This is a genomic window from Halobaculum sp. P14, assembly GCF_051195155.1.
Classification (GTDB): Archaea; Halobacteriota; Halobacteria; order Halobacteriales; family Haloferacaceae; genus JBNTKA01.
Window position 1 is genome coordinate 78,893 of sequence record NZ_JBNTKB010000008.1, and the last position, 13,225, is coordinate 92,117.

Consider the following 13,225-nt stretch of genomic DNA (forward strand, 5'->3'; position numbering starts at 1 on the left):
GAATGCGACAAATAACCCTGACAGTGAACCGCATCTCAGCTCGGACGGGCGGCCTCGTGCTGGCCGCGTTCGGCGTCGCTCTGTCCGCGTTTCACCTGCGGACCTCGGTGGTGCTGCGGGACGCGCCGACGCTGGCCGTGGTGGACGGCGTGCTCCCGTTGCTGCTGTCGGCGATGCTGGTCCTCACCGGGGTGCGGATGGCGCGCGGCGCCCTGGTCCCCGACCAGTTCGTGGGGTGGGCGCTGGCGTGGACCGCCGTCGGTGCGGCGGTGCTGGTCGCGGCGGCCGGGTGGCTGGTTTCGCACGCCCTAACGAGGGGGCCGCTGCCGGTGGACGCGACGCTGACGCTGCTGAACGCGGCGACGCTCGGCGCGCTCTTCGGGACGCTCGTCGGCGTGTACGACGCCCGGCGACGACAGCAGCAGCTGCAGGTAGACCAGCTGAACCGCATCAACAACACGCTGCGCATCGCGACGCAGGAAATCGTGGACGCCGACAGCCGGAGCGAACTCGAACGGCGGGTGTGCGAGCGGCTGCAGCAGTCCGAGCCGTACGAGTCGGCGTGGATCGGGCGGTACGACCCGGAGACGGACGTCGTCCGGCCGGACGAGTGGGCGGGGCTCGACGACGAGTACTACGAGTCCGTCGTCATCACGGTCGAAGCGGACGACGAACACGGGCAGGGAGCCGGCGGGAAGGCGATTCGGAGCGGCGAGATTCAGTGCTCACAGGACGTCACGACGGACCCGTCGATGGAGCCGTGGCGCGACCTGTTCGCGGAGCACGGCGTCGAGTCGGTCGCCGTCGTCCCCATCGTCGACGGCGACGACGTGTTCGGCATCCTGAGCCTCTATGCGGACCGGCCGTACGTCTTCGACGAGGCCGAGCGGCAGGTGCTGACCGAGCTCGGCGAAACCATCGGCCACGCCGTGCGGTCGCTGGCGGCGCGCGAACAGCTCAGCAGGCGCGAGCGGGAACTGGCGAACCAGAACAAGCACCTCGAGGAGTTCGCGTCCGTCGTCAGCCACGACCTCCGGAACCCGCTGAACGTCGCGCAGGGGTTCGTGTCGCTCGAACTGGAGCGCCGCGACAGCGACCACCTGCGCCGCGCGGCGGACGCGCTCGATCGGATGAACGAACTCATCGACGACATCCTGACGCTGGCGCGGACCGGCCGAGCGGTCAGCGAGTTCGACCGGGTCGACCTCGCTGCGGTGGCGGCGGACGCCTGGGCGACGACCGGCACCGCGGCGGCGACGCTCGAAACCGAGCCGTCGCTCGGCGCGGTGTCCGGCGACGAGAGCCGCATCCGGGAGCTGTTCGAGAACCTGTTCCGGAACGCCGTCGAACACGCCGGCGACGACGTCACCGTCACCGTCGGCGGCCTCGACGACGCCGACGGCTTCTACGTCGCCGACGACGGCCCCGGCATCCCCGAGTCGGACCGCGAGTCGGTGTTCGAGGCGGGCTACTCGACGAACCCCGACGGCACCGGCTTCGGCCTCAACATCGTCCGCAGCATCGCCGACGCGCACGGCTGGGACGTCGCCGTCACCGACAGCGACGCCGGCGGCGCCCGCTTCGAGTTCACCGGCGTCACGGCGGTCGACGGCGGCGCGGCGGCCGCTGACACCGACGCCGACGCTGCAGGCGGCGATTCGGACTGCGGCGCGGCCGGCGGCGCGGACGCCTGAGTCTGCGGTCGTCGCGGTGCGGCGTCAGTAGGCGTCGCCGGCTTCGATGGGGCCGCTGAAGGCGCTGTACAGCACGCCGAAGTAGGTGAGGACGAGCGGTAGCAGCACGGCGGCCGCGACCGACATGAGGTTCAGCGGGATGGTGGAGACGACGGCCTCCTGGACCGTGAGGTCGGTGGCGGGGTCGGCGACGGGGAACAGCAGCGCGCAGACGAGCGCGGCGAGCGCGTACACGACGACGCCGCTGGCCGCGAACGCGACGAGGTCTGCGTCCCGCCGCATCGCCGCGACGGTGCCGCCGGTGGCGGCGACGGAGACGGCGACGAGCGCGACGCTGACCGGGGCCGTGACCGCGGCGGCGACGCGGGGAGCGGCGGCCGCGGCGGCGGCGAGCGCGGCGACGACGGCGACCAGATACGCCGCGGCGGCGCGTTCGCCGTACCATCTGACGTCGTCGCGGAGCGCGCCGCGGGTCTTCAGCCGGAGGAACGCGGCGCCGGTGACGACGGTGAGCGCGACGACGGCGACGCCGACGACGGCGCCGACGAGCGTGACCGTGCTCCGGGCGCCGATGAGCCAGTTCCCGACGAAGACGCCGAGCAGGAACGGCGCGGCGACGCTGCCGACGACGAACGACCGGCCCCACCAGCGCTGCCAGCCGTCGTCGTGCCGCTGCTCGTACATCTCCGGGGCGAGCCCGCGGAGGAACAGCGCCGCGAGAATCGCGAACATCAGGAGGTAGTGCCGGCTGAACAGGTTCGCGTACACCGGCGGGAACGCCGCGAACGTCGCGCCGCCGAAGACGACGAGCCACACCTCGTTGCCGTCCCAGAACGGCCCGATGGCGGCGAGGATGGTTTCGCGCTGCTCGTCGTCTTCGCGGGTGGCGAACAGCGCGCCCGCGCCGAAGTCGAAGCCGTCGAGGAACAGGAACGTCCCGAGCAGGAAGAACAGCAGCGCGAACCACAGGTCCGCGAGCGGCAGGCCGAACAGCGGCCCGTCGGACAGCGACACCGCGAGCGGCGCGGCGAGCGCGCCGAACAGCGCCGCGTCAGTCATCGTCGCCACCCCTGGCCGAATCCGGTTCGGGAGCGTCGCCGGGGGCGCCGGCAGCAGCGGCGTCGCCCGCGGCGGCGTCGCCGTCGGCCGTGTCACCGGTCGCGTCGCCGGCGTCCGTCTGTGGGGTCGCGCCGAGTTCGTCGAGCGACGGCGGGCCGCCGCGGAGGATGCGGAGGATGACGTACACGTATAGGGTGAGCAGCGCGAGGTAGCCGGCGGCGAAGCCGGCGAGCGTCAGCGTCGCCTCCGCGGCGGTCAGCCCCGGCGACACAGCCGCGGAGGTCTTCATGACGCCCTGTATCACCCACGGCTGCCGCCCGACTTCGGTGACGATCCAGCCGACCTCGACGGCGACGAAGCCGAGCAGCGACGACCCCATCAGCGCCTTGTGCAGCAGGTCGTCCTCGACGAGCTCGCCGCGCCACCACCGGTAGGCCGCCCAGAACGCCAGCGCGATGAACCAGGTGCCAAGCGCGACCATGATGCGGAACGACCAGAACACGATCGCGACCGGCGGCGCCTGCGTCTCGAAGGAGTTCAGACCGCGAATCGTCGCCTGCGGGTTCCCGCCGCTCGCCAGCCACGACGCGCCGCCCGGGATGCCGATGCCGAACAGGTGCTTGGCGCGCGGCGTGAACAGCCCGGAGATGCTCGTCGGGAACGCGACGATGTACTCGGGGACGTACGACGAGGTCTCCCAGACCGCCTCCATCGCCGCGAACTTCTGCGGCTGCGTCTCGTAGACGTGCCGTGCGTACGCGTCGCCGTGGAGCACCTGCAGCGGCGCCGTGATGACCAGCGCGACGATCGCGATTTTCAGCGTCGACTCCCAGAAGTCGACCTGCTGCACCGGGTAGCCCCAGACGTGGTGCCGGAACACGTGGTAGGCGGCGACGCCCGCCATGAACAGCGCCACCGACTCCACGGCGGCGTTCTGCATGTGGACGAACATGTAGGTGAACCGCGGCGTGAAGTACGCCGCCATCGGGTCCGTCAGGTGGATGACGCGCTCGCCGTTCTCCACGACGACCTCGTAGCCGCGCGGCGTCTGCATCCACGAGTTCGCGATGAGAATCCACACCGCCGACAGCCACGTCCCCAGCCCGACGGCGACGCTCGACGCGAAGTAGAGCCTGTCGGACACCCGGTCGCGGCCGTAGACGAAGATGCCGAGGAACGTCGCCTCCAGCATGAACGCCATCATCCCCTCGGTCGCCAGCGGCCCGCCGAACAGGTCGCCGGCGAACGCCGAGAACGCCGCGAAGTTCGTCCCGAACTCGAACTCCAACACGAGCCCGGTGACGGTGCCGACGACGAAACTCACCGCGAACACCTTCGTCCAGAACCGCCGCAGCTGCTCGTACACCGGGTCGCCGCCGCGCACCTCCTTCCACGTGAAGTAGACGAGGAACGGCGCCAACCCCATCGACATCACGGGGAAGATGATGTGGACGATCGTGGTGAGCGCGAACTGAAGCCGGCTTGCGAGGACTGGGTCGACCATTGTGTCGTGTGTGGGAGCGTCGTGGTTCGGGTCAGGTCCGATTCGAGTCCGGGTCGGTTCGAATTCGGGTCGTGCGCCGACGGCCGAGTCTCGTGACGGCCGCGTCTAGACGGGGGTTTCACGCGGATGCACAAAAGCCGACTCCCCGCCCCACCGGTCAGTGCGCGTGCGCCGACTCGGCGTCGGTGGGGCCGGCGCCGTCGTCGGCGTCGTCGCCGGCGAACGTGATGTACGCCTGCACCGCGAACACGACGGTGAACGCGGCGTTCAAGTAGAGCGTGTAGCCGGACGGCGCGGTGCCGCCGGCCTCGCCCTGCGGCGGAATCAGCCCGAGGCCGCTCCAGGCGTAGTGGATGGCGACGCCGGCGATGACGGCCGTCACGAAGATGCTGACGAACAGGACGGCGGCGAGCCGAAGCCCGTAGTAGCGCCGGTAGGCGTCGTCGATGGTCGGGACGATGAGGTCCGCGAAGATGAACGACATGACGCCGCCGAACGCGATGCCGTTGTTCCAGAGGATGACGGCGAACGGGACGTTGCCGACCGAGCAGACGAACGTGACGACGCCGACGACGACGCCGATGACCGCCGACGCGACGACCCAGCCGAGCGTCCCTTCGGCGCCGACGCCGAACAGCGTCGTCCACCACTGCCGCGGCACGAGCGCGCCGATGAGCCCGGCGACGAGGAAGCCCGCGGCGATGTCCTTCCAGAGCATGTCCCACTCGCCGATGGCGTTCTTCGCGGCGAGCCGCCAGCCCTGCGCGGTGAGCAGCCGCCGACCGCCTGACTCGTCGCTCTCGTGGCTCTCCCGGTAGGCCGACCGGCACGACTCCGAGCAGAAGTACTCGGTGCCGTCGTCGGTGTCGAGCGTGACGACGTCGTCGCTGGTCGGGTCGACCTCCATGCCGCAGTTCGGGTCGCGGACGCCCTCCGTCGACTGGAGGTGCGTCCGGGCGGCCTCGAACCACGACGCCGGGACGACGTACTTGAACGTCGCGGCGAGCAGGACGATGAGGAGGAGGCCGGCGACGTAGTCCGCGACGACGAACTGCCAGCCGAGCAGAATCCACATGACGAGCCCGAGTTCGATGACGAGGTTCGTCGACGCGAACTGGAACGCCGCGAGGCTCGCGACCGGCGACGCCCCCTTCTTGAACAGCGACTTCGTCGTCGCGACCGCGCCGAACGAACAGCTGGATGAGGCGGCGCCGAACGCGGTGCCGAGGCCGAGTTCGCGCAGGCCGTCGCCGCCGAGCGCCGCCGTCATCTGCTCTTCGCTGACGAACGTCTCGACGGCGCCAGCGATGGTGAATCCGAGCACGAGCGCCCACCACGTCTCCCAGAACATCTCGCCGGCGAGCCGAAGCCCCTCGACCGCCGCGTCGGCGAGCGTCACGGCCGCTCACCTCCCGGTTCGCCGCAGTCTCGTCTCCCACTGCGTCTCCCGCCGCGGCTCACGCTGACGCGAGGTAGCAATCCGCCGTCACGGCTCCGCCCGTCGGTTCCTCGTCGGCTCCGCGACCGACAGTCGGTTCGGCTCTGGAACTGTCGCACGGGAGGCCGTACGCACTGCTCGGTTACGTGGATTTCCCTTTCATCGGTTCGACAGGACGGCCCGAGTTCTTCGGATTCCAAACCGAGCGGGCACGACGTTCTCGGAACAGAAAGTGTCGCTGGCGTCGCAGTCCGAAACGACTGATGGCGCAGTGGCTCGCGGTGTGGCCAAGTCGAGGAGTCGAGAAGTGCGGCGCGCGTCCCCTCGCGGTCGCGCCGCGTTCCGCCTCGTATCTACTCGTTGTGACGAGAACTACTTAAACGGGGTCGGGTGGCCGAGCCGGTCAGAACCCGGCGAACTTGTCGCGCCGATACAGGTTCAGTTCGCTCACGGTGTCGGTGGCGTCCTGCTGGAGCGAGAACCGGATGGCGTCGGCGATTGCGTCCGGGCTGGTGGCTTCGTCCTCGCCGTACTGCTCTTCGAAGGCGGCGCCCTGCTCGGAGGCGAACTCCGTGCGGACCTCCGTCGGATTGACGACCGTGACCGCGACGCCGTCCTCGCCGACGACGCCCTCGAGACTGTGGGCGAACCCGCGGGTCCACCACTTCGTCGCCGCGTACACCGGATTCCCGGGGCGCGGGTACTGCCCCGCGAAACTGCCGAGGAACACCAGCGTCCCCTCGGACTCGCGGAGGTGCGGGAGCGCGGCCCGCGTCGCGAAGAACATCCCGTCGGTGTTCACGTCCATCATCGTGTGGAAGTCATCGTCGGACATCGACTCCACGTCGCCCTCGAGCCCCACGCCGGCGTTGTTCACGAGCGCGTCGACGCCGCCGTGCTGCTCGACCGCCGCCTCCACGAGCGCGTCCACCTGTTCGCGCTCGGTGACGTCGGTCGGCGCCGCGGACGCCGACACGCCGTACTCGGCTTCGAGGTCGGCGGCCAGCGCCTCGAGTCGCTCCGCGCGGCGCGCGCCGAGCACGAGGTTCGCGCCCGCGTCCGCGAGGCTGCGTGCCGTCGCCGCGCCGATTCCGCTGCTCGCGCCGGTGATGACCACCGTGTCGCCGTCGATGTCCTGCATACCAGTTGGCTACGTCGGCACCGGCAAAGGGATTCCCCTCCGGGCAGACGGCACCCGCGGCGAGCGGTCAGTCGGCGCTGCTGGCGGTGCCGCCGCGGACCGCGGCGGGCGCGGATTCAGTGACGCGGAGGCCGACGAGCAGCGACGCGCCGAGCGCCAGCACGGAGCCGGCGGCGAACGCGGCGGGGTAGCCGGCGAGTTCGGCGGCGCCGCCGACGAGCAGCGGGCCGACGACGCCGCCGACCGACCGGCTGGTCGACGCGAGCCCCATCAGTTCGGACTCGCGGTTCTCGGGGGCGACGTCGCCGACGAACGCCACCGCGCCGGTCCACATCGCGGAGTAGGCGACCGCGAGCACGACGTAGCCGACGGCGACGACGGCGGCGGTGAGCAGCCGCGAGGGCGCGAGCACCGCGGCGGCGACGACGAGCCCGAAGCCGGCCGAGCCGGCCATGCCGAGCGTGATGAGCGGCTTGCGCCCCGCGTCGTCGACGACGCCGCCGAGGTAGTACATGAGGAACGTCTGCGAGACGGGGTTGAACGCGAGCAGCACGCCCATCCAGGCCTCGGGCAGCGCGAGCGTCGTCACGATGTAGACGGGCATCAGCGCGCCGACCCCGGAGACGGTAGCCTGCCGGACGCCGAGCCCGAGGTAGAGCCAGCCGAGGCCGTTCGTCCGGAGGTGGCCGCGGTCCCCCGCCGGCGGAAGCAGCCGGGTTCTGACCTCGGTGGCGAGCGAGTCGGCGTCCGGGTCGGGCGGCGAGTCGCCGGTGTCGACGAGCGCGACCGCGACGGTGGCTGCGGCAGAGACCGCGGCGATAACCGCGTACAGTTCGGTCGGGGCGAGCGCGCCGAGCAGCAGGCCGGCGACGAACTGGCCGGAGCCGGCGCCTGCGGCGCGGAAACTGTTGAACGACCCGACGGACTTCCCGCGGCCGTCGGCGCCGCCGCGTTCGCTGGCGACCGTCAGCATCAGCGGCCCGAACCCGGCGATGAACGCCGCGTACAGCCCCCGAATCGCGACCGGGAACAGCGCCGCGGAGACGGCGACCGGCCCGACGCGGACGGTGCCGGCGAACGACGGCGCGACGAGCAGCGGCGTCACGGCGAGCGTCGCGCCGACGCCGGTGCCGACGAGGATGAGCTTCCGCCGGCCGGTGACGTCGGCGAGCGCGCCCCACACCGGCGCGAACAGGATGATGCCGAGCGAGAACGCCGTGGCGAGCAGCGACACCGCGACGGGCGAGCCGTTCCGGCCGACGTAGACGGCGAGCGACGTCCCGAGGAGGGCCCCGCCGAGCGTCCGCGTGACGGCCGCCAGCCCGACGAGCCCGGTGGCCCGGTCGAGACGCGGCCGCTGGAGCGAGGTCATACGTTTCGAAACGTAGGGGGCGGTGAGTAGGCTCGCGTTCCGGCGACGGTCGCCGGAAAGCGCGCTGACCGCTCACACACCGCCCGCTGGAAGCCGTCGACGACGCCGGGGCGCGACCGGACGCCAGGACACCGGAGCAGTCGACGGTCACACGACGCCGGCGTGCCGCCGTGTCGACACGGCTCACTACGGCTATATCTACTCGGAGCGCGTCTCTCGGCCATGGACCGATTCACACTCTTCGAACTCCACGTCGACAACCCCGAATTCAGCAGCGACGTCAGTTTCCCCGCACCCGACGACGACGAGGAACTCGGGGGGAACCGCGGTGGCGACACGGCCGCTCCGGGCGTCGCATCCGGGTCGAGCGGACGGTCGCGCGCCGCGTGGCTCGCGCCGGTCGTCGGGCTCGCGTTCCTCGTCGCGGCAGGCGCCGTGGTCCGCCGGCTCCGGCGCGGCGGCGACGCGGAGCAGGACGACGACCGCGACGTGGAAATCGAGCTGTCTTCGGCCGGCCCCGAAATCGAAGACTGAGCCGAACCACCGAAACGCGCTCAAATCGCCCGATAAACTGTCTCGTCTGTTTTCAGCAGTTCGTGAAACGTGGGAAAGTGTTCGTCGAGTCGGCGGAAACCGTGTAAAACCAGCGGCGTCCGCGTGAACGGAGCCGAAGGGGCGCCAACGGTCTGGACGGTATATGGGGTCGGCCGTCCATGGCTGAACTGGAACGAACCCATGTCCACCTCCAATCAGTCCCCCGCAGACCGGCTCGCTCGCCACGCAACCGACGCCCCCGCCGTCGTCCGCGACGCCGCACAGACCGGCCTGTTGCAGCCCGCCCGCGCCGCCGCGTTCTGGACGGCGTCGCTGCTCCCGCTGACGTACCTCCCGCTGCTCGCCGCCGGCGTCGCCGGTTCGCACACCACCGCGTTCGCCGCACTCGTCGCCGTCAACGTCGTCGCGGCCGTCGCCGGCCACGACTACGAGCCGTAACGGCGCGGTTCCGGACGCGACCGAGTCGAGTCGCACGCGCCCTCCGATTCCCTCCACCGTCCCTCCGACGGTCCTCCGACCGCCTCCGCTCTCCACCGGTTCGCTCCGTCCGCGGCTCCGTCGCTCGCCGTTCCACCGCTTCTTCCGTCCTCGACCGACCGGCGACCACGACACTGGGTCGGTCGCGGCGGAGTTCGTCGACCGCGACGAAGCCTGTCAGTCCTGCTCCGAGTCGTTCGCGTCGCCCGCGGCGTCCGCGTTGCCCTCGGCGTCCGCGTTGCCCTCGGCGTCGCCCGAGTCGTCAGCGTCGGCTGCCCCGTCTGCGTCGCCCGCGCGAACCGGGCCGTCGGTGAGCAGCCCCGGGAGGCTGTGCGTGGAGACGCGGACGACGAGCACCGCGAGTAGCGGGCCGAGGAACAGCCCGTACCAGCCGAACAACGCGGCGCCGAGCACGTACGCGAACAGCACCAGTCCGGTGTGGAGCGAGCCGCTGGAGAGGTACGGCCTGAGCACCGCCTGCGGCAGCACGTCGAGCAGCACGAACGAGAGCGCGAGGAACGTCACCGGGTATGCGACCGCGGCGTCCGTTCGGACGGCCTCCCCGAGTAGGTAGCCCGTCGCCGGCACGTACACCAGTTTCCCGACGACCAGCGGGACGAACGTCGCGAGCCCGGTGAGGAGCGCGAGCAGCGTCGGCGCCGGCAGCCGGACCGCCGCGGGCGCCACGGCGTTGTAGCCGTTGTAGACGCAGACGGCGGCGACGCCGACGAGGACGACCGTCGCGACGTTCCCGAAGTACACCCGTTCGAGGTCGGCGTCGACGCCGGCGAGCAGCTCCCACAGCCCGCTGTCGCCGTCGGCGACCCGGTCCCGGAACCACCGGTCGAGCCGGTCGCCGTCGCGCAGCAGGAAGAACGCGAACGTCAGCGACAGCGACAGGTGCAGCGCGGCGTTGCCGGCCGTCGCCACCGTGGAGAGCGCCGCCGCGAGCCGCTCGCCGAACCGCTGAGGGTCTTCGAGCCGGCTGAGGAACCGAATCGGGCGGCGGACCGCCGTCAGCAGCGACGACGGCTCCGCGCCGAGCATCGACAGCAGCACCGACACCGCGTCGCCGCCGGCGACCGCGGCGAACTCGCGGAACGCGACGACGCCGGTGTAGACCACGACCGCGAGCGCCGGCAGCACCACCGCCAGCATCGTCAGCGCCGCCTCGACGCCCGACGACGACAGGCCGAGCCGGCGGTGAATCGCGTCGTGCAGCGGCCGGACCGCGTAGTAGACGAACAGGCCGACGACGAGCGTCCCGACGAACGCGTACAGGAACAGCGCGACCGTCGCGAGCGCCCCGAGCAGCGCCGCCCACCACCCGGCACGCGACCGGTCCGGCAGCGCGGAGTCCATGCGCCACGGTTACCGCCCCCGCCACCTGTGTCCTGTGGCTCACGCGACCCCCGGGCGGCCGCCGAACAGCGGCGGCGGGGCCGTCGCAGCCGAGCGGTCAGCCGTCGGCTCCGCCGTCGGAGCGGCGTGAATCGTCGCCGTTGGCGCGGCCGGCGCTGCCTGAGTCGCCGCCGTCGCCGCTGTCGGCGAGTTCGTCGGTGAGTCCCCACTCGGCGGCGCGCGCCTCGGCTTCGGCGCGGGCCTCCCGCTGGATGGCCGCGACGCGCTCCTCGTCGGCGAGGAACGCGGCGAGCGCGTCGTGGCTCCCGGCGCCGGACCGCGAGTCCGGGGCGGCGTCGCGGGTGCGGGCCGCGAGGTCGTCGTCGCCGGCGAGGTCACGGGCGGGCGCGTCCGGCGCCACGCGCAGCGCGTCGCAGTCGTGCGCGGCCGCGAGCGCCGCCGCCGGGAGCCGGTACAGTTCGGCGCGCACCGGGCCGACGCCGGCGAGCGCCGCGAGCGCCTCCGGGCCGGCGACGTCCGCGGCTGCCTCGTAGGCGACGACCGGAACGCCGTCGGCGAACGTCAGGACGCCGCGGCGGTCCGCGCCGAACAGCATCGCCTCTGCGGGGCGCAACACGGCGTAGCCGGTGAGGCCGCGGTCGAGCGCGGCTTCCAGCGGCGATGCGACGTCGGCGGCGACGCGGGCGCGAACGACGTCGCCCACCGGGATGCTGACGGCCGCGTCGGGCACGGCGCCGGGTTCGGCGGCGAGCGCGTCGCCGGCGCGGCCCGGTCGCTCGGTCATGGCCGCTCCGGGACGACCGCGCTCCGGAAGCGGTCGGCGACGTCGCCGGCGCGGCCCGGCCGCGGGTCGATTCGGGCTGCCGCGTCGCGGAACGCCGCGGCGGCTTCGCTGTCGGGTGCGTGCGCGAGCAGCGGTTCGCCGGCGTCGCGGGCCTGCCGGGCCGCGTCGCTGTCCGGGACGACGCCGAGCGTGCCGCCGCCGAAGTAGCGGTCCGCCTGCTCGGCGACCGTGCCGAGGTCGCCGTGGACCTTGTTGAACAGGACGCCGGCGGTTTCGGTGCCGTACGACTCCGCGTACTCCTGCACTTTCAGGCCGTCGCTCAGCGACGGAATCGTCGGCTGGGAGACGACGACGACGCGGTCTGCGAGCACCACGGGCAGCACAGCGGACTTCGAGGCGAGCGTCGCCGGCGAGTCGAGCAGCAGGACGTCCGCGTCGGCGGCGAGGTCGGCGACGACGTCGCGCAGCAGCGCCGGGTCGGACTGCTCGAAGGCGGCGAGGCTCGTCCCGCACGGGACGACCCGCATCCCGTAGCGGTCGTAGGTGGCGTCGGCGACGTCGACGTCGGCGCCGGCGACGAGCAGGTCGTGCAGCGTCGTCGGCGCGTCGTCGAGGCCGGCGTGGAACAGCAGGTTCGCCATCCCCGTGTCGACGTCGACGACCGTCACGTCGTACTCGTCGGCGAGCGCCATCCCGAGCGCGAGCGTGCTCGTCGTCTTCCCGGTGCCGCCCTTCCCGCTCGCGACGGCGAACGCCTCGACCATGCCCCTTCTCTCGCTCACTCACGCATATAATTTCGGGCGTCGCCGCGGCGAACACGCCGGGTTCGGGGTCGGGTTCGCGGCAGCCGCCGCCGGCGAACCCGCCACAAACCTGCTCACACCGGGTATTTTTCCCGAAGCGAAGGGCGAGAGTGTTATAACACGGCGCACCAATTCGCGCCGCATGGCCCGAGTCGTCGACATCGCGACAGCAAGCGCCGGATTCATGCTGACCTCGACGCTCCGCGCGACCGGGGCCGAAGTCGTTCTCGAAGAACTGGTTCCGACCGCAGACCAGATCGTTCCCACCGTTCACGTGACCGATACGTCGACCGCAGCATTCGAGGCCGCCGCCGACGAGGACCCGTCGGTGGCGTCGGTCGAGCGGCTCGCGGCCGACAGCGACGACGCGCTCTACCGGGTCACCTGGTCGTCGGTCGACGGCGGCGTGCTCGGCCCGATTCGGGACGCCAACGGAACGATTCTGTCCGGCCGCGGCTCCGAGGACGGCTGGGAGTTCACCGTCCGGTTCGCCGAAGGCACCGAACTGTCGTCGTTCCTCGCCGACTGCGTCACCCGCGACGTCGACGTCGACGTCCAGCGCGTCGCCCGGACGGACGCGGACCCGAACGGCCGGCCGTTCGCGGACGCGCTCACCGACCGGCAGCACGCGGCGCTCACCACCGCCTACCACGCCGGCTACTTCGACGTCCCGCGGCGGGCCACGCAGGCCGACCTCGCGGAGCAACTGGACGTCGCCCCGCAGTCCGTCTCCGAACTCATCCGCCGCGCCGTCGGCAAACTCGTCGACGAGACGCTCATCGCCGACTCCCCGTGACCGACGGAAAGCCGGTCGCGGTCGGCGTCACTCCAGCATGCTGAGTTCGCGGCGGGCGACCGCGCCGCACCGCGGGCAGACGTGGCGGTAGACGACGCGTCCGTCGCGGAAGCCGGTCGTCCAGTCGGCGCCGACGTCGACCCGGCCGCATTCGACGCAGCGCACGCGACTCCGGAGCCGCTCCTGGTAGCCGCTCAGTGCGCTCGGCCCGTCACCTCGTATTGCCATATGTTACCATAG

13 protein-coding genes are annotated in these 13,225 nt (G+C 71.9%); 4 read left to right on the forward strand and 9 right to left on the reverse strand.

Going from position 1 to position 13,225, the window contains the following annotated elements:
- The first annotated feature begins 23 nt into the window (after positions 1 to 23).
- On the forward strand, positions 24 to 1,694 hold the full coding sequence (locus ACQUS7_RS14200) for a GAF domain-containing protein (protein WP_435147879.1): 1,671 nt from the start codon (positions 24 to 26) through the stop codon (positions 1,692 to 1,694).
- Between the two features lie 24 nt (positions 1,695 to 1,718).
- Here the strand turns inward: ACQUS7_RS14200 and cydB are convergent, their stop codons facing one another.
- The 5 genes from cydB to ACQUS7_RS14225 all read right to left on the reverse strand — a co-directional run bounded on the left by cydB (position 1,719) and on the right by ACQUS7_RS14225 (position 8,208).
- Positions 1,719 to 2,753: a cytochrome d ubiquinol oxidase subunit II gene (gene cydB / locus ACQUS7_RS14205; RefSeq protein WP_435147881.1), complete on the reverse strand. Its 1,035-nt coding sequence runs from the start codon at positions 2,751 to 2,753 to the stop codon at positions 1,719 to 1,721.
- Positions 2,746 to 4,257 (reverse strand): cytochrome ubiquinol oxidase subunit I, encoded by a 1,512-nt coding sequence (locus tag ACQUS7_RS14210; protein ID WP_435147883.1) that lies wholly within the window; start codon positions 4,255 to 4,257, stop codon positions 2,746 to 2,748. The genes cydB and ACQUS7_RS14210 overlap by 8 nt, the downstream gene beginning before the upstream one ends.
- Before the next feature lie 157 nt (positions 4,258 to 4,414).
- Positions 4,415 to 5,656 (reverse strand): permease, encoded by a 1,242-nt coding sequence (locus tag ACQUS7_RS14215; protein ID WP_435126937.1) that lies wholly within the window; start codon positions 5,654 to 5,656, stop codon positions 4,415 to 4,417.
- A gap of 442 nt (positions 5,657 to 6,098) precedes the next feature.
- Positions 6,099 to 6,836, reverse strand: a complete 738-nt coding sequence (locus ACQUS7_RS14220; RefSeq protein ID WP_435147885.1) for an SDR family oxidoreductase — start codon at positions 6,834 to 6,836, stop codon at positions 6,099 to 6,101.
- 67 nt (positions 6,837 to 6,903) lie between these two features.
- Positions 6,904 to 8,208: an MFS transporter gene (locus ACQUS7_RS14225; RefSeq protein ID WP_435147887.1), complete on the reverse strand. Its 1,305-nt coding sequence runs from the start codon at positions 8,206 to 8,208 to the stop codon at positions 6,904 to 6,906.
- 222 nt (positions 8,209 to 8,430) lie between these two features.
- Between ACQUS7_RS14225 and ACQUS7_RS14230 the strand changes: the two genes are divergently transcribed.
- Both ACQUS7_RS14230 and ACQUS7_RS14235 read left to right on the forward strand, forming a co-directional pair.
- Positions 8,431 to 8,742, forward strand: coding sequence for a hypothetical protein (locus ACQUS7_RS14230; protein WP_435147889.1), 312 nt, complete (start codon positions 8,431 to 8,433; stop codon positions 8,740 to 8,742).
- A gap of 201 nt (positions 8,743 to 8,943) precedes the next feature.
- Positions 8,944 to 9,201 carry a hypothetical protein gene (locus ACQUS7_RS14235; protein WP_435126930.1) on the forward strand — a complete coding sequence of 86 codons (258 nt, stop codon included), beginning with the start codon at positions 8,944 to 8,946 and terminating at the stop codon, positions 9,199 to 9,201.
- 216 nt (positions 9,202 to 9,417) lie between these two features.
- Here ACQUS7_RS14235 and ACQUS7_RS14240 read toward each other — a convergent pair whose 3' ends face one another.
- The 3 genes from ACQUS7_RS14240 to ACQUS7_RS14250 form a co-directional block, all read right to left on the reverse strand.
- Positions 9,418 to 10,602, reverse strand: coding sequence for an AI-2E family transporter (locus ACQUS7_RS14240; RefSeq protein ID WP_435147891.1), 1,185 nt, complete (start codon positions 10,600 to 10,602; stop codon positions 9,418 to 9,420).
- A gap of 97 nt (positions 10,603 to 10,699) precedes the next feature.
- Complete coding sequence (locus ACQUS7_RS14245) at positions 10,700 to 11,386, reverse strand: hypothetical protein (protein ID WP_435147893.1); 687 nt, start codon at positions 11,384 to 11,386, stop codon at positions 10,700 to 10,702.
- Entirely contained in the window at positions 11,383 to 12,150 is a 768-nt protein-coding gene (locus ACQUS7_RS14250) for a P-loop NTPase (RefSeq protein WP_435147895.1), read from the reverse strand. Before ACQUS7_RS14250 ends, ACQUS7_RS14245 begins: the two co-directional genes overlap by 4 nt.
- Positions 12,151 to 12,331: 181 nt before the next feature.
- On the opposite strand from ACQUS7_RS14250, the gene ACQUS7_RS14255 reads away from it, so the two are divergent.
- Positions 12,332 to 12,985, forward strand: a complete 654-nt coding sequence (locus tag ACQUS7_RS14255; RefSeq protein WP_435147896.1) for a helix-turn-helix domain-containing protein — start codon at positions 12,332 to 12,334, stop codon at positions 12,983 to 12,985.
- Between the two features lie 27 nt (positions 12,986 to 13,012).
- Here the strand turns inward: ACQUS7_RS14255 and ACQUS7_RS14260 are convergent, their stop codons facing one another.
- Positions 13,013 to 13,213, reverse strand: a complete 201-nt coding sequence (locus ACQUS7_RS14260; protein ID WP_435126920.1) for an HVO_0649 family zinc finger protein — start codon at positions 13,211 to 13,213, stop codon at positions 13,013 to 13,015.
- Positions 13,214 to 13,225: the final 12 nt, after the last annotated feature.